23 protein-coding genes and 1 riboswitch are annotated in these 21,775 nt (G+C 72.4%); of the genes, 15 read left to right on the top strand and 8 right to left on the bottom strand.

The genetic code is table 11. The features are described from left to right. Positions 1-127: 127 nt before the first annotated feature. Positions 128-544: a hypothetical protein gene (locus OOZ19_RS26755; protein ID WP_266092931.1), complete on the top strand. Its 417-nt coding sequence runs from the start codon at positions 128-130 to the stop codon at positions 542-544. 19 nt (positions 545-563) lie between these two features. Here the strand turns inward: OOZ19_RS26755 and OOZ19_RS26750 are convergent, their stop codons facing one another. The 5 genes from OOZ19_RS26750 to OOZ19_RS26730 all read right to left on the bottom strand — a co-directional run bounded on the left by OOZ19_RS26750 (position 564) and on the right by OOZ19_RS26730 (position 2,676). After that, positions 564-1,193 carry a TetR/AcrR family transcriptional regulator C-terminal domain-containing protein gene (locus tag OOZ19_RS26750; RefSeq protein WP_266092930.1) on the bottom strand — a complete coding sequence of 210 codons (630 nt, stop codon included), beginning with the start codon at positions 1,191-1,193 and terminating at the stop codon, positions 564-566. Positions 1,194-1,295: 102 nt separating this feature from the next. After that, positions 1,296-2,030, bottom strand: a complete 735-nt coding sequence (locus OOZ19_RS26745) for a dienelactone hydrolase family protein (protein ID WP_507028820.1) — start codon at positions 2,028-2,030, stop codon at positions 1,296-1,298. Between the two features lie 18 nt (positions 2,031-2,048). Further along, positions 2,049-2,225 (bottom strand): hypothetical protein, encoded by a 177-nt coding sequence (locus OOZ19_RS26740; RefSeq protein ID WP_266092928.1) that lies wholly within the window; start codon positions 2,223-2,225, stop codon positions 2,049-2,051. After that, the gene (locus OOZ19_RS26735) at positions 2,222-2,437 is read right to left on the bottom strand and encodes a hypothetical protein (protein WP_266092927.1); all 216 of its coding nucleotides are present in this window, start codon (positions 2,435-2,437) and stop codon (positions 2,222-2,224) included. Before OOZ19_RS26735 ends, OOZ19_RS26740 begins: the two co-directional genes overlap by 4 nt. Then, entirely contained in the window at positions 2,434-2,676 is a 243-nt protein-coding gene (locus OOZ19_RS26730) for a hypothetical protein (protein WP_266092926.1), read from the bottom strand. The genes OOZ19_RS26735 and OOZ19_RS26730 overlap by 4 nt, the downstream gene beginning before the upstream one ends. Before the next feature lie 65 nt (positions 2,677-2,741). On the opposite strand from OOZ19_RS26730, the gene OOZ19_RS26725 reads away from it, so the two are divergent. Continuing rightward, positions 2,742-3,998, top strand: a complete 1,257-nt coding sequence (locus OOZ19_RS26725) for an NsdA family TPR-like regulatory protein (protein WP_266092925.1) — start codon at positions 2,742-2,744, stop codon at positions 3,996-3,998. Between the two features lie 17 nt (positions 3,999-4,015). Here the strand turns inward: OOZ19_RS26725 and OOZ19_RS26720 are convergent, their stop codons facing one another. Continuing rightward, positions 4,016-4,351, bottom strand: a complete 336-nt coding sequence (locus OOZ19_RS26720) for an antibiotic biosynthesis monooxygenase family protein (protein ID WP_266092924.1) — start codon at positions 4,349-4,351, stop codon at positions 4,016-4,018. Positions 4,352-4,412: 61 nt separating this feature from the next. Between OOZ19_RS26720 and OOZ19_RS26715 the strand changes: the two genes are divergently transcribed. Both OOZ19_RS26715 and hrpB read left to right on the top strand, forming a co-directional pair. Beyond that, positions 4,413-4,856 carry a MarR family winged helix-turn-helix transcriptional regulator gene (locus tag OOZ19_RS26715; protein WP_266092923.1) on the top strand — a complete coding sequence of 148 codons (444 nt, stop codon included), beginning with the start codon at positions 4,413-4,415 and terminating at the stop codon, positions 4,854-4,856. Between the two features lie 46 nt (positions 4,857-4,902). Further along, positions 4,903-7,338 carry an ATP-dependent helicase HrpB gene (gene hrpB / locus OOZ19_RS26710; protein WP_266092922.1) on the top strand — a complete coding sequence of 812 codons (2,436 nt, stop codon included), beginning with the start codon at positions 4,903-4,905 and terminating at the stop codon, positions 7,336-7,338. A 203-nt stretch (positions 7,339-7,541) separates the two neighbouring features. Here hrpB and OOZ19_RS26705 read toward each other — a convergent pair whose 3' ends face one another. Further along, positions 7,542-8,276: a hypothetical protein gene (locus tag OOZ19_RS26705; RefSeq protein ID WP_266092921.1), complete on the bottom strand. Its 735-nt coding sequence runs from the start codon at positions 8,274-8,276 to the stop codon at positions 7,542-7,544. A gap of 79 nt (positions 8,277-8,355) precedes the next feature. Beyond that, on the bottom strand, positions 8,356-9,024 hold the full coding sequence (locus OOZ19_RS26700) for a hypothetical protein (protein ID WP_266092920.1): 669 nt from the start codon (positions 9,022-9,024) through the stop codon (positions 8,356-8,358). Between the two features lie 401 nt (positions 9,025-9,425). On the opposite strand from OOZ19_RS26700, the gene OOZ19_RS26695 reads away from it, so the two are divergent. The 11 genes from OOZ19_RS26695 (at position 9,426) to OOZ19_RS26645 (ending at position 21,678) form a co-directional block, all read left to right on the top strand. Next, entirely contained in the window at positions 9,426-10,184 is a 759-nt protein-coding gene (locus tag OOZ19_RS26695; protein ID WP_266092919.1) for a DUF899 domain-containing protein, read from the top strand. A 101-nt stretch (positions 10,185-10,285) separates the two neighbouring features. Further along, a riboswitch (cobalamin riboswitch) is annotated at positions 10,286-10,468 on the top strand. Positions 10,469-10,561: 93 nt separating this feature from the next. Next, entirely contained in the window at positions 10,562-12,085 is a 1,524-nt protein-coding gene (locus OOZ19_RS26690) for an ABC transporter substrate-binding protein (protein WP_323055183.1), read from the top strand. Beyond that, positions 12,082-13,068 carry an ABC transporter permease gene (locus tag OOZ19_RS26685; RefSeq protein WP_266092918.1) on the top strand — a complete coding sequence of 329 codons (987 nt, stop codon included), beginning with the start codon at positions 12,082-12,084 and terminating at the stop codon, positions 13,066-13,068. The genes OOZ19_RS26690 and OOZ19_RS26685 overlap by 4 nt, the downstream gene beginning before the upstream one ends. Next, entirely contained in the window at positions 13,065-13,862 is a 798-nt protein-coding gene (locus OOZ19_RS26680; protein ID WP_266092917.1) for an ABC transporter permease, read from the top strand. Before OOZ19_RS26685 ends, OOZ19_RS26680 begins: the two co-directional genes overlap by 4 nt. 311 nt (positions 13,863-14,173) lie before the next feature. Next, a complete protein-coding gene (locus OOZ19_RS26675) occupies positions 14,174-15,214 on the top strand; it encodes a LacI family DNA-binding transcriptional regulator (protein ID WP_266092916.1) in 1,041 nt (346 codons plus the stop codon). Positions 15,215-15,292: 78 nt separating this feature from the next. Next, a complete protein-coding gene (locus tag OOZ19_RS26670) occupies positions 15,293-16,957 on the top strand; it encodes a sodium:solute symporter family protein (protein WP_266092915.1) in 1,665 nt (554 codons plus the stop codon). A gap of 29 nt (positions 16,958-16,986) precedes the next feature. After that, positions 16,987-17,298 carry a hypothetical protein gene (locus tag OOZ19_RS26665; protein WP_266092914.1) on the top strand — a complete coding sequence of 104 codons (312 nt, stop codon included), beginning with the start codon at positions 16,987-16,989 and terminating at the stop codon, positions 17,296-17,298. 31 nt (positions 17,299-17,329) lie between these two features. Further along, positions 17,330-18,313: a U32 family peptidase gene (locus OOZ19_RS26660; protein ID WP_266092913.1), complete on the top strand. Its 984-nt coding sequence runs from the start codon at positions 17,330-17,332 to the stop codon at positions 18,311-18,313. After that, on the top strand, positions 18,310-19,467 hold the full coding sequence (locus OOZ19_RS26655) for a mandelate racemase/muconate lactonizing enzyme family protein (RefSeq protein WP_266092912.1): 1,158 nt from the start codon (positions 18,310-18,312) through the stop codon (positions 19,465-19,467). Before OOZ19_RS26660 ends, OOZ19_RS26655 begins: the two co-directional genes overlap by 4 nt. Positions 19,468-19,478: 11 nt before the next feature. After that, positions 19,479-20,480, top strand: a complete 1,002-nt coding sequence (locus OOZ19_RS26650) for a zinc-dependent alcohol dehydrogenase (protein ID WP_266092911.1) — start codon at positions 19,479-19,481, stop codon at positions 20,478-20,480. A gap of 331 nt (positions 20,481-20,811) precedes the next feature. Further along, positions 20,812-21,678, top strand: coding sequence for an SMP-30/gluconolactonase/LRE family protein (locus OOZ19_RS26645; RefSeq protein WP_266092910.1), 867 nt, complete (start codon positions 20,812-20,814; stop codon positions 21,676-21,678). The last annotated feature ends 97 nt before the right edge of the window (positions 21,679-21,775 follow it).

Below are 21,775 nucleotides of genomic sequence, written 5' to 3'. Positions count from 1 at the left end.
CGGCCCGGTTAGGCCGACAGGGTGCATTCCGTAACGACCGTCCGTGTCCGGCGACATGGTCATCGAGCCCGGTGAACAGCACCGGGCACGGTGCGCCCCTGCCCGGGGCGGAAAAGAGAAAGCGGACATGAGTACGCGGACCTTCCCGCAGTCGCCGACCGCGTCGTCACACCTGCGGCCGGATCGGCGCCAGTGGACGTGGGGCATCGGTGGTGTCTTCGCCCTGCTGTTCGTGGTCGGACTCGCGGTCTCGTGCGCGGAGCCGCCGGAGGACGAGTCGTCCCGGCCGGTGCCGACCGGGCAGGTGGAGCCTGATGCGGACGTGCTCGAACCGGAGGCCGTCCCGCGGCCGACGCTGCCGCCCGCCGCGACCTACGAGGCCCAGGCGCCCGGGTGGATCTCCGCCCCGGAACCGGCGCAGCCGCGCGAGCCGGGGGGCTACGAGGACTGCGTCGTGGCCCGCGCCGCCCCGGTCCACCGCGGCGACCTCGGCTACAGCTCCGAACCGGACCGCGACGACGACGGGGGCGGCTGCGGAACCTGACCCCGCTCGCCGGGCGGAATCACGGGCTCGGGGGACGCTGGGCGTGTTCGCGGAGGGCGGCGAGCTGGGCGGTGATGGCGAAGTCGAAGCGCGCGGCGAAGTCCGTTCCGGTGAACTCGCCGAGGATGCCGTGCAGCGCCGGGTACCGCCGCTCGTCGACCGCCTCCCGGAGCGCGGCGGGGCGGGGGCCGGAGGGGGCCTGTTCCTCCTGCACCAGCCCGAGGGTGACGTAGAGCGAGGTCCACACCGCCCACGACGCCTCCCGCGCCGCGAGCCCGCCGCGCAGCAGCGTCGTGGCGAGCTCTTCGGCGAAGCGCAGGACGTGCGGTTCGAGCGCGTAGGTCCCGGTGACGAGGGCGGCGCCGTCGCGATGCGCCAGCAGCACTCGCCGCAGCCGGTGGAACAGTTCGCGCACCCGTGGCTCCCACGGCCCAGGAAGGTCGTCGAAGCCGATCTCACCGATCAGCGCGTCCGCCATCAGTTCCCGCAGTCGTGCCTTGCTCTTCACGTGCCAGAGCACGGTGTTCATCCGGACGCCGAGCCGGTCGGCCACCGCCCGCAGGGTGACCGCGTCGAGGCCGTGCTCGTCGAGCACCCGCACCGCCTCGGCCACCACTGTGGCCGGTTCGAGCCTGCGCGGTTCGCCCATCGTCCCAGCTTAGGGAGACTCCGCGTCGCCGCCAGCGGTCGCGTTCGGGTGACGACGGGCACGGCGCCGGTCACGACGTGCGGTGACCGGCGCCGGCGGGGTTCAGCCCTCCAGCTTGGCGCGGAGGAATTCGAGCGTGGCGCCCCACGCCTTCGCGCCCTGCACCGGGTCGTAGGTGCCCATGTGGTTCTCGTCGTTGAAGAACGCGTGCCCGGCCGGGTAGATCCGGAAGTCGGGGCGCGTTCCGGACTCGGATTCGATCCGGTCGGCCAGGGCTTCCACCGCGTCCGGCGGGGCCATCGAGTCCTGTTCGCCGAAGTGGCCGAGCAGCGGTGCGGTCAGGTTCTCGAAGCTCGGGTAGTCCTCGCCGAGCACGCCGTAGAACGGCACCGCGGCACCGATCTTGTCGCCCTGCTGAGCCGCGAGCACCAGCACGAACCCGCCGCCCATGCAGAAGCCGACGGAGCCGATCTTGCTGCTGGTGACGGCGTCGTGGGACAGCAGGTAGTCCACCGCGCCGCCGAGGTCGGTGGCGGCCTTGTCCACCGGCAGGTCCTGCATGAGCTGACCGGCCTCGTCGGAGTCGTGCGTGGTGCGCCCGCCGTAGAGGTCGGGGGCGAGCGCGACGAAGCCTTCGGCGGCGAGCCGGTTGGTGACGTCGGCGATGTGGTCGGTCAGGCCCCACCACTCCTGGATCACCACGACTCCGGGGCCGCTCCCGGACTCGGGCAGCGCGAGGTAGCCGTGCGCGGTGCCCCCGTTGCTGGGGAAGGTCACGTTCTGCAGTGGGTTCTCAGCCATGCCCCGATTGGACCACTTCCCGGTGGCGGTCGGCAGCGGGTGGGGTGGGTGGCGTCAGAGTTCCCGCAACCGGGTCAGCACCACCCCCAGCGTCACCAGGTCGGGAGCACCGCCGGGCGGCGCCGCGGCGGCGAGGTCGCCGCTGAACAGGCGGACCCAGGCCGGGCCGTGGCCGGTCCGGGCGTCACGATCCGCCCGCTCGTCAGCGGTGAACTCCGCGCCGGAGCTCATCGGTGTTCGCTCCGAGACTTCAGCCGTGCGCAGGCCGGGCAGCGGTTCCCCGTCCAGCCGGGCAGCACGGCGAGCACACCGGGCGGGAACGTCTGCCCGCACAGCGAGGTCAGTTCCCGGCCGCGCGCCGACGGGTGCTGGATCTCGAAGGCGTGGCTGATCAAGCCGGAAACGCCGAGCGCGGTGCTCCGGTAGCGGGCGAAGAAGATCACGGCTGCCACCTCGGTGCCGGGCGGCGCTCGTCGAGCGGCGGTGCGGTGCCCGTCCGGGCCCGGCAGTCGGGGCACACGCCCGGCGGCAGCAGGTAGCCGGGCCACGCCGGTCGGATCTCGGTGCCGCACACGGCCCGCGTCGTGCAGCCCGGCGACCACCGCCACCGCGCGGGAACCGCGTGGCCGACGGCGGCGTGCCTGCCGCCGACCCAGTGCACTTCGGATGTTCGATCACTCATGGTCGCAGGATCGTCACCGAGGGTGCGTGGACTCCAGGTCGGCCGGGTGGTCATCATGGGTAACCGTGGGTCAACCCAACGAAAGCCTGCGGGAGGCGCGGTTGCGCACCGCGTCCCGGCGTGCGCCGGGCGAACCGATGTCCCGATCCGAGCTCGCTTCGGCGGTGTCGTCGTGGTTGTGGCGGGAGACCGGCAAGCGCCACGACCTCGACCCGCACCTGCTGGCGAAGTGGGAGCGCGGGGCGGTGCGCCGCCCTTCGGGTCCGTACCGGGCGGCCCTGCGGGCGGTGCTGGGCGCGTCGTCGGATGCGGAATTGGGCTTCGTGCCAACGCGATCCGCTGCTGACGAGGTACCCGTCGAGCCCGCTGAGGCGGTCTTGGACCCGATCGGTCCTGGCTCGGCGGACGGCGGGCCTCCCGCCGACGCGGACTTCGTGGCTTCGCTGCGCGGTGCGATCGCGCAGTTCGTGCGGATGGATTCGCTGCTGGGCTCGGGTGAGGTGGTCGATGCCGTGGTGCGGCGTTTCCGCGATGCGCAACGGGTTCTGGCTTCGGGGCGCTACCGGGTGGAGGTGGAGCGCGACCTGGAGGCGGCGACGGCGGAGCTGGGCGAGGTCGCGGGGTGGATGCTCATCGACGCGCAGCGCCACGACGAGGCGAGGCTGATCAACTCGGAAGCGCTGATGTTGGCGCAGATCGCCGGTGACACGTCGATGCAGTGGTTCATCCTGTCGAACCAGGCATTGGCGGGCACGTACTCCGGGCGGCAGCGGGAGGCGCTCCGGATCTCCGAACGGTTCGGTGAGGAGCCCCGAGTTCCCATTCGGGTGCGGGCGTTGTTCCGGCTTCGACAGGCGCGTGCGCTGGGGCACCTCGGGGATGAGTCGGCGGCGCGGAGCGCGTTCGACCGCGCGCGAGCGACGTTCGGCGACGGTGTCAGCAACCGCGATCCCGCTTGGGCGTGGTGGTTCAACGCGCGGGAGCTCGACGGGCACGCCGGGAGCATGTACGCGTCGCTCGGCAGGCACGCGGAAGCCTTGCCGTTGTTGAGCAGCGCGGTGGACCTGGCAGCCGGGCGGGAGAGCCAGCGGTGGGCGCTCTACATCCACCGCGCGTGCCTGCTCGATTCGGCGCTGGCAGCCGGTGCCGTCGCGGAGGCCGAACGGGCGGCGATCGCGGTGGCGCCGATGCTCGGCCAGATGCACTCGGTCCGGACCGAGAACCGACTCCGCCGCGCCGTCGCCAGGGGGCCGGGGGAGGCGTTGCCCTCGACGTTGTCCGACGTGCTGGACCACATCCGCCACCGCCTCCCGCCGCGCTGATCCCGCTCGGCTCGGTCTCAGATGTCGTCGACCGAGTGCACCGCGTCGACCGCGTAGAGGTGGGGTTCGTAGGACTTGGCGACTTCGGCTGCGGCGCTCATGTGCGGCTGCGCCACCGGGTTGGCGAGCATGGCCTGGAACGCGTCCGCGTCGCTCCACTGGGCGTAGTTGACGACCTTGGTGCCGTCGGTGCTGGCGTGGATGTTGGCGGACACGAAGCCGGGCAGCGTGATCATGACCTCCTCCGTCGCGCGGTTGAGCAGGTCGACGAGCTCGCGCTGTCGCTCCGGGCGCACGGTGAAGACGTTGATCAGGGTCGCCAGCGGCGCGTTCTGCTCGATGGTGCTCGGCATTCTCGGATCCTCTCGGTATGTCAGGTTCCTGACATCCACCAGTTTGTGTCAGGATCCTTACGTGAGTCAAGAAGGACACACCGAGCATCGGCCCGGATACCTGGTCAAGCGCGTCCAGCAGATGCTGCGCCACGAAGCCGACCGCGAACTGCGCGACAGCGGCGTCACGATCTCGCAGTACGCGGTGCTCAACGCCCTCCACGAACATCCGGGAGCGTCCTCGGCGGAGCTGGCGCGGCTCTGCTTCGTCACCCGGCAGTCGCTGCAGGACGTCCTCGCGGGCCTGCGCGGCGGCGGCCTCGTGGAGGTCGCCGACCGTCCCGCGGCAGGGCGGGCGAAACCGGCTCGGCTGACCTCGCTCGGCGAACAGCGCTTGGCCAGGGCGGGTGACGTGATGACCGCGGTGGAGGAGCGGATGCTGGCCGGGTTCGGCGCCGAGGAGCGTGCCCTGCTGGCGGACCTGCTGATCCGGTGCACCGACAACCTCGCCGGTGACCCCGAATGAGCCCGAGCTCCCGGCCTGCGGCGAACGACCTGGACACTGTGCTGCGATGACCGACTTCTCCTCCCTCCCGCTGCCGGACCTGCCGGTGCGCCCGGTGCTCGGCGAGGTCGCCGACGCGCTCGCCGAGCACGGCACCACGGTGCTGGTCGCTCCGCCGGGCACCGGGAAGACGACGCTGGTGCCGCTGGCGCTGGCGCAGCGCGGGCTGCGCGTGGTGGTGGCAGAGCCGCGGCGGCTGGCGACCCGCGCGGCTGCTCGCCGGATGGCGCAGCTGGTCGGGGAGGACGTCGGTGAGCGCGTGGGGTATTCGGTGCGCGGGGAGCACGTGCGGGGGCCGCGCACCGTCGTCGAAGTCGTCACCTCGGGCCTGCTGGTGCGGCGGTTGCAGGCGGACCCGGAGCTCTCCGGGGTCGATGTGGTGGTGCTCGACGAGTGCCACGAGCGCCACCTCGACGCGGACCTGCTGCTGGCCCTGCTGCTCGACGCCCGCGACGGGCTGCGCCCGGACCTGCGGCTGCTGGCGACCTCCGCGACGATCGCGGCCACCCGTGCGGCGGAGGTGCTGGGCGGCGCCCCGGTGCTGCACGCGCAAGCGCGCACCTACCCGGTCGAGCACCGCTACCTGCCGCCGAACCGGGGCGAGCGGCTCGAGGCGTGCGTGGCGCGGGCGGTGCGGACCGCGCTCGACGAGCAGGACGGTGACGTGCTCACCTTCCTGCCCGGTGCGGGCGAGATCCGCCGCGTGGCCGCCGCGCTGTCCGGACTGTCCGATGTGGACGTCCTCCCGCTGCACGGCCGACTCCCGCACGCCGAGCAGGATTCCGCGCTGCGCGAGGGGAAGCGGCGCAAGGTGGTGCTCGCGACGGCCGTCGCCGAGTCGAGCCTGACGGTGCCGGGCGTGCGCGCGGTCGTCGACTCCGGGATGTCCCGGGTGTCCCGCGTGGACACCCGGCGCGGGCTGGCGGGCCTGGCCACGGTGCGCGTGTCGCAGGCGGGCGCCGAGCAGCGGGCGGGCCGCGCCGGGCGACAAGGGCCGGGCCTCGCCTACCGCTGCTGGCCGGAGCACGAGCACAGCACGTTGCCCGCGTTCGCCGAGCCGGAGATCCGCACCGCCGAGCTCACCCGCCTCGCGCTGGAGCTGGCCTGCTGGGGAACTCCGGACGGTTCCGCGTTGACCTGGTGGGACGAGCCGCCGACCGGTCCGCTGGCCGCCGGGCACGAGGTGCTGCGCGGGCTCGGCGCGCTGGACTCCGATGGTGCGGTGACCGGCAGGGGGCGGCGGATGGCCGAGCTCGGGCTGCATCCGAGGCTGGCGCGAGCGCTGCTCGACGGCACCGAACTGGCCGGGGCTCGGGCGGCGAGCGAGGTCGTGGCGCTGCTCGACGACGACACGGTGACCTCCGAGTCCGATGTGGACTCCGCGTTGGCTCGGCTGCGCCGCGGCGGGCCCGGCGCCGATCGGTGGCGGCGGGAATCCCGCAGGCTTGCCGCGCGCTCGGAGAAGCCGGCGCGGCAGGGGAGGGCGGACCCGGCCGAGATCGTCGCTCTCGCCTTCCCGGAGCGCCTCGCTCGCCGCCGGGCGCCGGACTCGCCGATCTACCTGATGGCGTCGGGCACGGCCGTCGAGGTGCCGACCGGGTCGCCGCTGCGGCACGCGGAGTGGCTCGCGGTGGCGGTCGCCGACCGCAGTCCCGGTGCCGCGCACGGCACGGTGCGACTCGCCGCTCCCGCCGACGAGGACTTGGCCCGGCGCGTGGCGGCCCCGCTGCTCACCGTGCGCGACGAGGTCGGCTGGTCCGGCGGCGACGTGCGGGCGGTGCGGGAGGAGCGGATCGGCGCGATCACCGTGGACAGCAGGCCGCTGCGCGAACCCGATCCGGCGCTGGTGCGGGCGGCGCTGCTCGACGGGCTCCGCGCCGACGGGCCGGACCTGCTGCGGTGGAGCCAGGACGCGGCCCGGCTGCGGGACCGCATCGGATTCCTGCGCTCGGTGCTCGGCGAACCGTGGCCCGCCGTCGACGACGAATCGCTGTTGTCCGATGTGGACTCCTGGCTGGAACCGGAGTTGTCCCGCGCCCGCAAGCGGGCGGACCTGGCGCGGATCTCCGCCAGGGGCGGGCTGCGCAGGCTGATCCCGTGGGACCAGGCGGCCCGGTTCGACGAGCTCGCGCCGGAGAGCGTCGAGGTGCCGTCCGGATCCCGGATCAAGATCGATTACTCGGGTGATCGGCCCGTGCTGCCGGTGAAGGTGCAGGAGGTGTTCGGCTGGCGCCAGGTCCCGATGCTCGCGGGCGGCCGGATTCCCCTGGTGCTGCACCTGCTCTCACCCGCCGGGCGCCCGGCGGCGGTCACCTCCGACCTGGAGTCCTTCTGGGCCACCGGCTACCCGCAGGTCCGCGCCGACCTCCGAGGCAGATATCCGAAGCACCCCTGGCCGGACGATCCCACCACCGCCACCCCCACCCGCCGGACTCGCCGCTGATCCTCTTGCGCAGTGGGGCGGGTGGCGGACCTCAGCGGCTTCCTCGCCGCGAGATCGATTCCACTGGTGGCTCCGCCACGGGAGAAATCGCCGTCCTCACGAGGAAGCCGCTGAGAACCCGCCGGTGGTCGTCTTGCTCCGGGGGCGCTGCTCAGCGGCTTCGCCGCTGACAGGACGCTGATCGAAGGGAAGGCCTGGCCGCCTCAGTCGAACGTGATCGCGATCAGGTCGGTCGCTCGCAGGTCGTCCATCGTCCAGGTGACGCCCGCGAGGGCGCAGCCGATTCGGGCCACGCCGAAGATGTCCGGCTCGCCGGGGTCCAGGCCGTCCTCGTCGGAGACGCCCGCTGCCGCGATCGCCGCGCGGACGTCGGACCGCGGTTGCGGGTCCCGCAGGTCCAGGTCGTGCGCGTCGGTGCTGAAGACGAGCTCGCCGTCGATCGCGTACCCGACGCCGACCGGGGGCCCGGTGAAGTTCGTCTGGATCGTCACCGCGGGTCCGCCCCCGGCGGACAGGACTGCGCTCGGGTCCTGCACAGCCGGTCGCGGCTTGCCCGCCATCGACTCCAGCCCGGACCAGTCGCCGCCGGCCGCCGCGTTCACCGCACGGGCGCGTTCCAGGTTGCCGACCTCGCAGGTCGCACCGGCGTCGTCGAACACCAGCGTCCAGCCGCTGACCCGGCCTGCCAGCAGCACCGCGACGCAGTCGGGGTCGCCGAGGGCCGCGCGCGGCAACGAGGTGGACTCGTCGGGAGACCGCGCGGGCAACGTGCACGGCACGGCGGAACCGGCGTCGAGGCCGAGCAGCTCCAGCGCCGCGCGCGGTTGCACGTCGCGGACGAGGTGCACGGTGGAATGACCGATCGGGTCCAGTTCGGACATCCAGATCGGGCGGTCGTCGGTGTCCAGGGTTCCAGCCGGAAAACCGGGTGTGGGCACGACATCTCCTCGCAGTCGGGAAGTGGTGGGGGCGCTGCCGGTTCGGCACGGCGGCGCCCTGCGGAATCGACGATCGAGCTCAACCGAACGGCAGCATCACCAGGTCGGCGGCGCGGATGTCCGCCGAGGTCCAGGAGGTGATCCCCGCGAGCACGCAGCCCATGCGGATGACCGCCTCCGGATCGCGCTCACCCGGATCCAGGTAGTCCTGCTCCACGATCCCGGCGGCGTCGACGGCGTCCTTGAGCCTGCCTTCCAGGCCGGGCGCGATCACGTCGAGGTCGTCGGAGTTCGTCCACAGCACTTCTGCGCCGTGCTCGGCGAAATCGAGGCCGCAGCTCGGTCCGCTGAAGTTGTTGGCCAGGCTCAGCGCCGCACCACCGGTCCGGGACAGCGCCATCGCGGGGGTCACCAAGGCTCCGCCGACGTCCGAGACCTCGGACGTCATGCCCGCGTCGTCGAAGACGAAGGTCCAGCCGCGGATCCGCCCGGCCAGCAGCACCGCGCTGCACTCGGAGTCGCCGAGCGCGGTGCGCGGCAGCGAGGTGTGCTCGTCGGCGCGCTCCTGCGGCAAGGCGCACGGCCGGAGGTGCTGGAGCTTCGCCCCCAGCACCTCCAGCGCCTGGAGCGGCTGCAAGTCGCGCACCAGGTGCACGAGCTGGTGCGGGTCCCCCGAGCCGAGTTCGGAGAGCCAGGCGGGACCTCCTTCGGAATCCAAGGTGTCCGCGGGGAATTCGGGTGCTGTCATCGGTGGTCCTCGTCGAGTGGCGATCTTGTGATGGCGACACTCTGCACCAGACCCCTGACAACGAGTCTCGCGAGCACCCCGAGGGCATGTCTGTGACCTTGGTCTGCGCAGTGGGTCGGGTGGCGGAACCTCAGCGGCTCCCTCGCCGCGGGATCGATATCTGATGTACGTCCGATACGCGGAAATCGCTGTCCTCGCGAGGAAGCCGCTGAGAACCCGCCGGTGGTCGGTCCGCGTGGGTGGTCACCGCTCAGCGGCTTCGCCGCTGACGAGACGCGGACCAAGACGAGCTCGCAGACAGGCTCTCGGTGGTCCGTTCGGGGGAACCGGCGCGCCCCGCGATGAGTTCTCGCGGGCCGGGTGGTCCTCCTCGGTGAAACGGACAACCGAGGAGGACGACGATGAGCTTGCCCGAGGTCGTGTCGCGGGAGGAATGGCTCGCCGCGCGCAAGGAGCTGCTGGCGCGGGAGAAGGCGGCGACGAAGGCGCGGGACGCGCTCAACGCGGACCGGCGGCGGTTGCCGATGGTGCGGATCGACGAGGACTACCGCTTCGACGGCCCGGACGGGACGGCCACCTTGCTCGACCTGTTCGACGAGCGCCGCCAGCTGCTGATCTACCACTTCATGTTCGACCCGAGCTGGGACGCGGGCTGCCCGAGCTGCTCCGGGTTCGTCGACCAGTTCGGCGACCTGACGCACCTGCGCGCGCGGGACACGTCGCTGGTCGTGGTCTCGCGGGCGCCGCTGGACAAGATCGAACCGTTCAAGCGGCGGATGGGCTGGGCCTTCCCGTGGTACTCGTCCGGCGGCGGCCGGTTCAACCACGACTTCCACGTCACCCACGACGAGTCGGTGTCGCCGATCGAGTACAACTACCGCAGCAAGGCCGAGCTGGAGCAGTCCGGAGCCGGCTACTACGTCGAGGGATCCGAGCCGTTCGAACTCCCCGGCCTGAGCGTGTTCCTGCGCGACGGTGACGCCGTGTTCCACACCTACTCCACGTACGCGCGCGGACTCGACGGCCTCGGCAGCACCACCAGCCTGCTCGACCTGACCGCACTGGGCAGGCAGGAGGAGTGGGAGGAACCGGAGGGGCGTGCGAGCGTCGTCGGAGCCCCGGCCGGGAGCGACAAGGTCCGCTACCACGACGAATACTGATCACTGGGGGGTCGGGAACGCCGTCGCAGCGGGGTCGTGCGATGACCGCAGGTCGTCCTGCATCGGGTGGTTCACATGTTTCTTGACAACGATCGACGCAGGCTGAAAGGTTGTCGCGACGTTCCACTGCGACGGTGTGCAGGAAGCCGGTGCGAATCCGGCGCGGTCCCGCCACTGTGAATGGGGAGCCGCGTCCACTGGGGCCACTGCCGGGAAACCGGTGGGAAGGCGGGGCGCGGCGCTGATCCATGAGCCAGGAGACTGGCATCGTCGTACCGATTCGCACGGGGTCGCGGAGCCCCGAGGAGGTACGAAGTGCACCCGAACTCGCTGTACACGCCGGATTCCGGGCGGTTCCCCGAGTCCTTCCCCGTCGCGTGAGCGGCGTGATCGGCCGCAGGCGGCTGCTCGCGGGTGTCGCGGGAGCGTTCGCCGCCGTGCCCCTGGTGTCCTGCTCCGGCGGCTCCGGGTCGAGCCCGGGGCGGCTGCGGGTGGCGTTCCCCGCGGGCGGGGCCACCGAATCCCTGGACCCGCACACCGGCTCGCTGTTCGTCGACCAGGCGCGGGCGAAAGCGCTGTTCGACACGCTCGTCGGCTACGCCGACGACATGAGCGTGGTGCCGCGCCTCGCCGAGTCGTGGCAGCCGGATCCGACCGGGACCCGCTGGCGGATCCGGCTGCGCCCGGCGAAGTTCCACGACGGTCGGCCGGTGACCGCCGAAGACGTGCTCTGCACGTACCGGCGCATCGCCGACGACTCCACCGCCGCGCACGCGAGCGCGCACTTCGCCGACGTGGATTTCGGTGCCAGCGAAGCGATTTCGGCGACCGAGCTGGAACTGGTGCTGGGCGCGCCGAACTTCGAGTTCCCCTCGGCGTGGGGAGCCCCGGCCACCGAGATCGTGCCCGCCGGAACGACCGACTTCACCGCGCCCGTCGGCTCCGGACCGTTCCGCTTCGTCTCCTTCGAGCCCGGCAAACCCGCCGTGTTCGCCCGGTTCGACGGCCACTGGTCCGGCCCGGCCACCCCGGCCGAGCTGGAGTTCGTGCCGATGGAGGAGGAGAGCGCGCGGGTGAACGCGCTGCTGTCCGGCCAGGTCGACTACGCCCACGACGTCAGCGCGAACTCGGTGCGCCTGCTGGAGCAGGGCGGCCGGGCGCGCGTGCACTCCGCGCCGTTCGGCACCATGCAGTCGTTGCTGCTCAAGGTCGACCGGCCGCCGTTCTCCGACCCCAGGCTGGTGCGGGCCGTGCGGGCGGGGCTGGACCGCGAGGCGCTGCTCCGCATCGCGCTCAGCGGCCAAGGCCGGATCGGCAACGACCTGTTCGGCGCCGGTCTGCGGTTCTACCCCGCGGACCTGCCCGAACCCGCGCGTGACCCGGAGCTCGCCCGGTCCCTGCTGCGGGAGGCCCGCGCCGACGGGCTCAGCTGGGAATTGCAGACCAGCTCCGTCGACCCGTACTTCGAGTCGGCGGCGAGCCTGATCTCCCAGCAGCTGGGCGAGGTCGGGATGCGCGTGACACCGCGGATCGGGCCGTCGGAAACGTACTTCTCCGACATCAAGGAGCACGGCGTGGCCTCGCTGAGCAGGACCGCCGCGTTGCCGGTGCCGACGTTCCTCGGCCAGCGCATGACCTCCGACGCGGGCGTCGACAACTACACCGGCTACCGCTCCGCCGAGTTCGACGCGCTGCACGCCGAAGCTCTGTCCACAGCGGACGAATCGCGGCGCGCGGAGCTGCTGGCGCGGGCGCAGCGGTTGTCGCGGGAGCACAGCGGCATGGTGGTGTGGGGCTTCAGCGGCTGGAACGTCGCCACCTCCGACCAGGTGTCCGGAGTGCGCGGCGCACCGCCGAACTCGCTGGACTGGGCCCGGTTCGACCGGGTGAGCGTGGGGTGATCGCGCTCGCTCCGCAGCTGCGCGGGGCGGCCCCCGGTGCCCGGGTGCTCGGCGCGGTGCTGTCCCGGATCGGCGTCGCGGCGGCGCAGATCGCGCTGGTCGCCGTCGGCGTGTTCGCGCTCACCGCGCTGCTTCCCGGCGACACCGCCGAAGTCGTGCTCGGCGAGCACGCCGACGCCGGGCGGGTCGACGCCCTGCGACGGCGCCTCGGCCTGGACGAGCCGCTGGGCACCCGATTCCTGGACTGGGCGGCGGGAATCCTGCACGGCGACCTCGGCACCTCGCTGCGCACCGGGCGCCCGGTGGTCGACGAGATCGCGGGCAACGCCGCGACGACGGTGCTGCTGGCGGCGCTGACCCTGCTGATCGTGCTGCCGCTGGCGCTGTGGCTCGGCGCGCGCAGCGGGCTGCGCGCCGGATCCCGGTTCGACCGGTCGGTGAACTCCGCGGTGGTGCTGCTGAACTCGATGCCCGAGTTCGCGCTGGCGCTGCTGCTGGTGGGCGTGTTCTCGGTGCAGGCGGGCTGGTTGCCGGCGACGGCCGCCGGGCTGTCCGGGTGGTCGTTGACGGCCGAACCCGCGGTGCTGGTGCTGCCGGTGGCGGTCCTGGTGGCCAAGCAGTTGTCCGCGCTTGCGAGGCAGGTCCGCACCGGCGTGGTGGTGGCGAACTCCGCCGAGTTCGCCACGCACGCGCGCCGCGCCGGGATCGGCGAGCGCGGCGTCGTGCTGCGCCACGTGCTGCCGAACGCGATCGGCCCGGTGCTGCAACAACTCGCGCGCACCGTGGACGGACTGCTCGGCGGCGTGGTCGTGGTGGAGGCGCTGTTCGCGCTCAACGGACTCGGCTCCGGGTTCGTGGAGGCGGTGCGCGCTCGGGATCTGCCCGCGGTGCAAGGCCATGCGCTGCTGTTCGCCGCGATCACGATCGGAGTGAACCTGGTCATCGACCTGGCGGCGCGCCGGTTCCGGGCGGGTGCGCGATGAGCCGCGTCCTCGGCTGGGTGCTGCTCGGCGTGCCGCTGCTGGCGGCGCTGGCCGGGCCGCTGTCGGCCGGGCCGGTGCGCGCGGCGAGCATCCCGCTGCTGCCCCCCGGCGGCGCGCACCCGCTCGGCACCGACGTGCTCGGCCGGGACGTGCTCGGCCTGGCGCTGCACGGCGGCGGATCGGTGCTGGCGCTGGCCGGGGGAGCGCTCGCCCTGTCCTACCTGGCCGGGGTGCCGCTGGCCTTGGCCGCGGTGGGCCAGCCGTACCGCTGGGCGGACCGGTGGCTCACCCGCGGCCTGGACCTGGTGCTGGCGCTGCCCGGATTGCTGGTGCTGATGGTGCTGGCCGCCACCGGAACCCGGACGGCGGGCGCGCTCGTGGTCGCCGTGGCGGTGCTGCAACTTCCCGCCGTGGTGCGGATCGTGCGCGGCGCGGCGCTCGACGCGGGCCGGCGCGGCGCGGTGGAAGCGATGGCGCTGCAAGGGGAATCGTGGTGGCGCATCCACTTCGGCTACATCGGTCGCGGCGTGCTCGCGCCCGTCGCCGTGGACGCGGGCGGCAGGCTGAGCCTGGTGCTGTACCTCGTCGCCTCGGCGAACTTCCTCGGCCTGGGACTCGACCCCGCCACCGCCGATTGGGCGGTGCTGGTCGAGCGCAATCAGGAGGCGCTGTTCCTGCAACCGTGCGCGGTCCTCGTCCCGGCTGCCCTGCTGGTCGCCCTCTGCACCGGCATCAATCTCACCGTCGACCACCACTTGGCGACCGGCCGCGGACCCCGCACCCGAACCAGTTGAGCGCGCACGGCACCGGCGCCGACCCGCTGGCTCCCAGCGGAACCGCGGGCGCCAGGTATGCGGGGGCGCATCCGGGGCGGAGGCGGCGATCGGGCTCCGCGACCGCTGCTCCGGAGATCGGCGCTGAGCGCGCCATCCCGGGCGCCGGGCGCGAAGTGCACGCGGCTGCGTCCGACGGAGTGGGCGGCGCGGCCGTCCATCGCAGTGCCGCCGCAGCGGACGGAGCAATTCACCCCGGAGGACCTTGACCACCTCCGTGTTAGCGCTAACACTGGCGGCTCGATCCGGTCGAGGTGGAAGCGGGGGCGGCGATGGCCAGGGAATCCGGCGGTCCGGCGGCCGGTGCGCCCGGCCCGGGGCAGCGGGCCTCGCTGGCCGATGTCGCCCGGCTCGCCGGGGTCTCGCACATGACGGTGTCCCGCGTCGTCAACGGCACCGGGCCGGTGCGGGCCGACACCCGGCGGCGGGTGCTCGACGCCGTGCGGCGGCTCGGCTACCGGCCCAACCCGCACGCCCGGGGACTGGCCACCGGCCGGTCGCGGGTGCTGGGCGTGGTGGCGCTGGACTCGGTGCTCTACGGCCCGGCGAGCACGCTGTTCGGCATCGAGAACGCCGCCCGCGACTCCGGATTCGGCATCTCGGTGGCCAGCGTCCGCGAACCGGGCAGAGCGGGCATCGGTGAGGCCGTCGACGCGCTCTGCGCGCAGGGCGTGGCGGGGATAGTGGTCATCGCACCGCACGCGGAGACGGGACGGGCGCTCGCCGACGTCCCCGCCGACGTCCCGGTGGTCGCGGTGGCCGACACCGAGCAGGCGCCGGTCCCGGTGGTCGCCGTGGACCAGCGCGACGGCGGACGCCAGGCCACCGAACACCTGCTCGCGCTCGGGCACGAGACGGTCTGGCACATCTCCGGACCCGACGGCTGGTTCGAGACCGAGGCCCGCGAGCAGTCGTGGCGGGCCGCGCTGGAAGCGAGGGGCGCCGCGGTGCCTCCGGTGCTGCGCGGAGATTGGAGCCCGCGCTCCGGGTACGAGGCGGGCCGGAAGCTGCTGCGGTATCCGGGCGCGGACGCGGTGTTCGCGGCCAACGACCAGATGGCGCTCGGCCTGCTGCGAGCGTTGTCCGAAGCGGGCCGGTCGGTGCCGGGCGACGTGCGGGTGGTCGGGTTCGACGACGTGCCGGAAGCCGCCTACTTCTCCCCACCGCTGACCACGGTGCGCCAGGACTTCCTCGCCCTGGGGCGCAAGACGTTCGACCAGCTGCTCCGGCTGGTCGAAGGAGCAACGGACGTGCCCGGCCGATCGATCGTCGCGGCCGAACTCGTCGTGCGGGACAGCACCGGAGCTCGCTGACCCGCCCACCCGACGCACCAACACCCGCAAGAACGCGCTGGATCCGACTTCGCCAACGACGACGAGGAAACGAGAACCATGCTCACTGCCGATGGCTTACGGCTGTCCATGAACTGGATGGACAACCTCATCCTGATCGTCTACTTCGCGGTGGTGCTGGGCATCGCCCTGGCCGCGAAGCGCAGCGTTCGCAACAGCCTGGACTTCTTCCTCTCCGGCCGATCGCTACCCGCGTGGGTGACGGGGCTGGCGTTCGTGTCGGCGAACCTCGGCGCCACGGAAATCCTCGGCATGGCGGCGAACGGGGCGCAGTACGGCGCCTACACGATCCACTGGTACCTGATCGGCGCGATCCCGGCGATGGTGTTCCTCGGCCTGGTGATGATGCCGTTCTACTACAACTCGAAGGTGCGCAGCGTCCCGGAGTTCCTGCTGCTGCGCTTCAGCCGCTCCTCGCACCTGCTCAGCGCCGCTCTGTTCGCGGTGGCCTCGGTGCTGATCGCCGGCGTCAACCTGTACGCGCTGGCGATCGTGCTGCGGGCGCTGCTGGGCTGGCCGCTGCCGGTGTCGATCGGCGTGGCGGGCGTGTTCGTGCTCGCCTACATCATCATCGGCGGGCTGTCCTCGGCGATCTACAACGAGGTGCTGCAGTTCTTCGTCATCGTGGCCGCTCTGGTCCCGCTGACCGTGCTCGGCCTGGCGAGGGTCGGCGGCATCGGCGGCTTCATCGACCACGTCTTCGCCGGTCCGGGGCCGGAGTTCCTCACCGCGTGGGGCGGAACCGGGTTCGGCCAGGACAACCCGCTGGGCGCGAACTGGCTGACCATCACCCTCGGGCTCGGCTTCGCGGTGTCGTTCGGGTACTGGACGACGAACTTCGCCGAGGTGCAGCGCTCGCTGTCGGCGCGCAACCTCTCGGCGGCGCGGCGCACCCCGCTGATCGCGGCGTTCCCGAAGATGTTCATCCCGCTGATCGTGGTGCTGCCCGGCATCATCGCGCTGCTGGTGTACCCGCAGATCGGGCAGGCCGGTGGCGCCTACGACTACAACGACGCGATCCCGCTGCTGATGCGGGACCTGCTGCCCAACGGGGTGCTGGGGCTGGCGGTGACCGGGCTGATGGCCTCGTTCATGGCGGGCATGGCCGCGAACGTGTCCAGCTTCAACACGGTGTTCACCACCGACATCTGGCGCCCCTACCTGAAACCGGGCATGCCGGACGCGCACTACCTGCGGGTGGGCCGCGTCGTCACCGCGGTGGGCGTGCTCGCCGGCATGGGCACGGCGTTCATCGCGGCCTCGTTCAGCAACATCATGAACTACCTGCAGACGCTGTTCTCGTTCTTCAACGTGCCGCTGTTCGCGACGTTCATCCTGGCGCTGTTCTGGAAGCGGATGACCGCGAAGGCCGGTTTCTACGGGCTGCTGGCGGGCACGATCGCGCCGATCACCTTCTACGTGGCGTACAAGACCGGCGTCGTGCCGATCGCCACCGACCAGGGCGCGAACATGATCTCGTCGATGATCGCGTTCACCGTGGACGTGGCCGTCAGCGTGCCCGTCGCGCTGGCCACCGCGCCGAAACCGGACGCCGAACTGCGCGGGCTCGTCTACACCAGGGCCGCGGCGAACGACCGCGGTGAGGAGCTGCCCGGCGACTCCGCGTGGTACCGCCGCCCGGCGCTGCTGGGCTGGGGCGCGATCGTGCTCGCCGCGGCGTGCTACCTCCCGTTCTCGTTCTGAGCGAATCCCGCACCTGAAAGGAGGCCACCATGACCGAACCCGACCGCCCGGAACGGCACGGCACACCGGACGAGCACGCCGCCGACATCGCGGAGCTGGAGCGGAAATCCGGCACCGCGGCCCGGTTGTTCGACATCCGCAGCGTGATCGGCGGGCTGTTCGTGTTCTACGGGCTGCTGATCGGCGCCGCCGGGCTGTTCACCGACGAGGACGCGCTGGCGAAGGCGCAGGGCATCAACATCAACCTGTGGACCGGGCTGGCGATGCTGCTGGTCGGTGGATTCTTCCTGCTGTGGCTGAAGACCCGGCCGTTGCGGGCCGAGCCGCCGAACCAGGAGTGATCCTTCGACGTCCCGGATGAAAGGACGATCCTTGCCGCACACCCGACGGTTCCTCGCCGAACACGGTTTCGCCGCCGACGATTCCCCCGCCACCAGCGTGAAGCGCTTCCCCGACGGGGCGCACTACCGCGTGGAGATCCCCAGCACCGAAGGCCCGGAAGTGCTGGACGCGGTGCTCGAGGAGGCCCGCGCCAGAGAAGTGGTGGTGCACCGGATCTCCCAGGGCAGCGGGGCGCTGCTGCTCACCGACGTGGAGCTGGCCCGGATGGCGGGCACGGCGGCGGACGCCTCCGTCGAGCTGAGCCTGTTCGCCCGGCCGCTGGCCGGCTGGGGCACCGGGGCGATGGCCACCGCCTCCGGGGGTGGTCCCGTCGCGGCGCAGGCCCGCGGCACCGACGGGCTCGTGCACGCGGTGGACGACATCCACCGCAGCGCCGAGGCGGGCGTGCGCAGCGTGCTGATCACCGACCTCGGGGTGCTGCGGGTCGCCGCGAAGATGCGGGAATCCGGCGACCTGCCAACGGATCTGCGGTTCAAGATCAGCGTGCAGATGGGCCTGGCGAACCCGGCTTCGGTGCGCGTCGCCGAAGACTTCGGCGCCGACACCTACAACGTGCCGACCGATCTCACCATCGGGCAGCTCGCCGCGATCCGCGCGGCCACCGACCTGCCGCTGGACGTCTACATCGAGGCGCCCGACGACCTGGGCGGATTCGTGCGGCACCAGGAGATCGGCGAGATCGTGCGGGTCGCCGCGCCCGTCTACGTCAAGTTCGGGCTGCGCAACGCGCCGAACATCTACCCGAGCGGCACCCACCTGACGCCGACCGCGGTGGCCTTGGGGCGGGAACGGGTGCGACGCGCCCGCATCGGCCTGGACCTGCTCGCCCGGCAGACGCCGGACGTGCGCACCTCCGTGCCGGGAGCGGACGGGCTGGCGCTGCCGCAACCGCGCAACCGGGCCGAAGCCACTTCCTGGATGAGCGAGCACGCGACCGACGGGGGAGCGCAATGAAGATCACCCACCTGGACACCTTCGTGCTCGGCACCCCGTGGCGGGACCTGACCTACGTCCTCGTGCACACCGACGACGGACTGGTCGGAGTCGGCGAAACGCGGATGCTCGGGCACACCCAGGCGCTGCTGGGCTACCTGCGCGAAGCGGCGCCCCGGCACATCGTCGGCACCGACCCGTTCGACCTGGAATCGCTGGTGTGGCGAATGAAGCACGGCGACTACGGGCGTGCCGGGGAGATCGCGATGTCCGGCATCGGCTGCGTCGAGATGGCGTGCTGGGACATCATCGGCAAGGCGCTCGGCCAGCCCGTGTGGCGGCTGCTCGGCGGCAAGGTGCGCGATCGGATCAAGGCCTACGCCAACGGCTGGTACACGGTGGAGCGGTCACCCGACGAGTTCCACGCCGCCGCGCGGGAGGTGGTGCGCCGCGGCTACCGCGCGCTGAAGTTCGACCCGTTCGGGCCGGGCCGCTGGGAACTGGAGCCCGCCGAGCGGCGCCGCTCGGTGTCGCTGGTCGAAGCGGTGCGCGACGCAGTCGGTCCCGACGTGGAACTGCTCGTGGAGATGCACGGCCGCTTCACCCCGGCCGAAGCGGTGCGCATCGCGGGCGAGCTCACCGAGTTCTCCCCGAGCTGGATCGAGGAACCGGTGCCGCCGGAGAACTTCGCCGCGCTGTCCACAGTGGCCGAGAAGGTGAGCATCCCGGTGGCCACCGGCGAACGCGTGCACGATCGCACCGAGTTCCGCGAACTGTTCGAGCGGCGCGCCGCGGACGTCATCCAGCCCGACATCGGGCACTTCGGCGGCATCCTGGAGACCCGCAAGGTCGCCGCCACCGCCGAAACCCACTACGTGCTGATCGCACCGCACAACGTGGGCGGGCCGGTGCTCACCGCCGCCAACCTGCACTTGGCGGCGGCCACCACGAACTTCAAGATCCAGGAGCACTTCAACGACTTCGCCGACCGGCACGTGAAGCAGGCGGCCCCCGGACTGCCCGAGGTCTCCGACGGCTACTTCCCGTTGCCCCAAGCGCCCGGTCTCGGCGTGGAGCTCGACGTGGACTTCGTGCGCGAACACCCGCCGGAAGGGGCGCACTTCGACCTGTACGCCCAAGACTGGCAGTTCCGCGGCACCGGGGGCTCCGCGTGAACGATCGCGCGGTGATCATCGATCGGCCGGGGGAGCTGCGGCTCGGTCCCGTCGAAGCGGTCGGGCCCGGCCCCGGCGAGGCACTGGTGCGGGTGGCGTGGAGCGGCATCTGCGGCTCCGACCGGGAGGTGTTCACCGGCGGCCGGCCCGAGGGATTCGTGCGGTACCCGGTGATCCCCGGCCACGAGTGGTCCGGCACGGTGCTCGCGGTCGGGCCCGGCGTCACCACCGACTACGTGGGCCACCACGTCGTCGGCGAGGGATTCCGCGGCTGCCAGTCCTGCGACGCGTGCCGGCGCGGCGAGAACAACCTGTGCGGGGCGGGCTACGAGGAAACCGGGTTCACCCTGCCCGGCGCGTGGTCCGGGCACCTGGTGCTGCCCGCCCGCCTGCTGCACGTGCTGCCACCGGAAGCGGATCTGCGGTCGGCGGCCGTCCTGGAACCGGCGGCGTGCGTCGGCGAGGCCTGCCTGCGGCTCGGCGGGGTGGCCGGGGAGAGGGTCGCCGTCGTCGGCGGCGGCAGCCTCGGGCTGCTCGGGACGCAACTGCTCGCGGCCACCGGCCCGGCGGAACTCGTCGTCGTGGAGCCGAGAACGGGGCGAGGGGAGATCGCCGAGTCCTGCGGGGCCACGACCGTGCTCACCCCGCTGGAAGCGGTGCGGCGGTGCGGCCGGTTCGACGCGGTGCTCGAAACCGCGGGATCGCCCGGCACCGCGCACCTCGCCACCCGGCTGGCCCGGCGCGGTGGGCGGGTGGTGCTGACCGGCGTGCCGCCCGAGTCGGATTCGCTGTCCACGGCGCGGCTCGTGTCCGCGCAGCTCACCGTGCACACCGTGTTCGGCGCACCTTCCCGGGCCTGGTCGCACGTGGTGCGCCTGTTCACCGCCGGAGTGCTGGACCCGGCGCGGATCATCACCCACGAGTTCGCCCTGCCCGACGCCGCCGAAGCCCTGAAAACCCTGGAGGAACCCGGCCCCCACATCGGCAAGATCCTCCTCAACCCCCACCGATGAGCCCCGCCCCGCGAGCGATCGGGGTGAACGGACCGTTCGTCCAATCCCGCTGGACGAACGGTCCGTTCACCCCGAACCACACCCGCACCGATGCATCGCACATCGCAACGTGCGACACACTCCCGCACGGCGCACGAGCTTGTCGGAGTGAACGGACCGTTCGCCCAATCCGATGGGACGAACGGTCCGTTCACTCGAACCCGACAGGGAACGGCGGCAGTGTTGATCTTCTGAGGGGGTGGGCAGGGGGTGGAGTGAACGGACCGTTCGTCCAGTCCGGTTGGTCGAACGGTCCGCTCACTCCGGCCGCGGTGCAGTGGGAAGGGGTCGGATGGGTGTGCGGCGGTATCGGGCGGAGCAGATCACCGAGGCGTGCGCCGAGCACGGGGAAGGACCCGTGTGGCACGAGGGCTGGCCGGGGCTGCGGTGGGTGGACATGCTCGCGGGCGACGTGCTCACGCTGCTGCCCGGCGGAACCGTGCGGCGCGCGCACGTGGGTTCCGTCGCCGCCGCGCTGCGGCCGAGGGCCGGTGGCGGCGCCGTGCTCGCGGTGGAGCGGGGCTTCGCGCTCGCCGAGGACGACCTCGCCGACGTGCGCCCGTGCGGGGAGCTGTGGGCCGATCCGGGAGTGCGGATGAACGAGGGCGGTTGCGACCCGCACGGCCGGTTCTACTGCGGGTCGATGGCCTACGCGGCCACTCCCGGCGCGGGCAGGCTCTACCGGCTCGACGCTTCCGGGCACGCGGAGGTGGTGCTGGACGGGGTGACGATCTCCAACGGCCTGGCGTGGAGCCCGGACGGCGCCGGCGCCTACTACGTGGACACGCCGACGCAGTGCGTGGACGCGTTCGCCTACCGCGACGGCGAGCTCACCGATCGGAGGCGGCTGGTGCGCATCGACCCGGCGCTGGGCGCTCCGGACGGGTTGGCGGTGGACGCCGAGGGCTGCGTGTGGGTGGCGCTGTGGGGTGGTGCGGCGGTGCACCGCTACGCGCCGGACGGCGGATTGCTCGCCGTGGTGGAGTTGCCGGTGCCGCGCGTGACCGCGTGCACCTTCGGCGGCAGCGACCTGGCGGACCTCTACATCACGACCTCCCGCCAGGAGACGGACCTGCGCCGCCACCCGGAGGCCGGTGCCTTGTTCGTGCTCCGCGACGCCGGCCGAGGCCTGCCGGTCCTGCCCTACGCGACCACCTGACCCATGGATCAGCGGATCGCGGCGAGGTCCGCCTGATCGGGACCGGGGTGCTCGGCTGCAGGATGAGATGGTGACCCCGCATCGACCCCGAGGAGGC

This window comes from Saccharopolyspora sp. NFXS83 (genome assembly GCF_026241095.1).
GTDB lineage: Bacteria > Actinomycetota > Actinomycetes > Mycobacteriales > Pseudonocardiaceae > Saccharopolyspora_C.
This window is presented reverse-complemented; position numbering and strand designations above follow the sequence as displayed.

Bases quoted from the DNA above. Each gene is read 5' to 3' on its own strand.
- OOZ19_RS26755 (WP_266092931.1), top strand. From the start codon at position 128: ATGAGTACGCGGACCTTCCCGCAGTCGCCGACCGCGTCGTCACACCTG.
- OOZ19_RS26750 (WP_266092930.1), bottom strand. From the start codon at position 1,193: ATGGGCGAACCGCGCAGGCTCGAACCGGCCACAGTGGTGGCCGAGGCG.
- OOZ19_RS26740 (WP_266092928.1), bottom strand. From the start codon at position 2,225: ATGAGCTCCGGCGCGGAGTTCACCGCTGACGAGCGGGCGGATCGTGAC.
- OOZ19_RS26730 (WP_266092926.1), bottom strand. From the start codon at position 2,676: ATGAGTGATCGAACATCCGAAGTGCACTGGGTCGGCGGCAGGCACGCC.
- OOZ19_RS26720 (WP_266092924.1), bottom strand. From the start codon at position 4,351: ATGCCGAGCACCATCGAGCAGAACGCGCCGCTGGCGACCCTGATCAAC.
- hrpB (WP_266092922.1), top strand. From the start codon at position 4,903: ATGACCGACTTCTCCTCCCTCCCGCTGCCGGACCTGCCGGTGCGCCCG.
- OOZ19_RS26700 (WP_266092920.1), bottom strand. From the start codon at position 9,024: ATGACAGCACCCGAATTCCCCGCGGACACCTTGGATTCCGAAGGAGGT.
- OOZ19_RS26695 (WP_266092919.1), top strand. From the start codon at position 9,426: ATGAGCTTGCCCGAGGTCGTGTCGCGGGAGGAATGGCTCGCCGCGCGC.
- OOZ19_RS26680 (WP_266092917.1), top strand. From the start codon at position 13,065: ATGAGCCGCGTCCTCGGCTGGGTGCTGCTCGGCGTGCCGCTGCTGGCG.
- OOZ19_RS26675 (WP_266092916.1), top strand. From the start codon at position 14,174: ATGGCCAGGGAATCCGGCGGTCCGGCGGCCGGTGCGCCCGGCCCGGGG.
- OOZ19_RS26670 (WP_266092915.1), top strand. From the start codon at position 15,293: ATGCTCACTGCCGATGGCTTACGGCTGTCCATGAACTGGATGGACAAC.
- OOZ19_RS26665 (WP_266092914.1), top strand. From the start codon at position 16,987: ATGACCGAACCCGACCGCCCGGAACGGCACGGCACACCGGACGAGCAC.
- OOZ19_RS26655 (WP_266092912.1), top strand. From the start codon at position 18,310: ATGAAGATCACCCACCTGGACACCTTCGTGCTCGGCACCCCGTGGCGG.
- OOZ19_RS26645 (WP_266092910.1), top strand. From the start codon at position 20,812: ATGGGTGTGCGGCGGTATCGGGCGGAGCAGATCACCGAGGCGTGCGCC.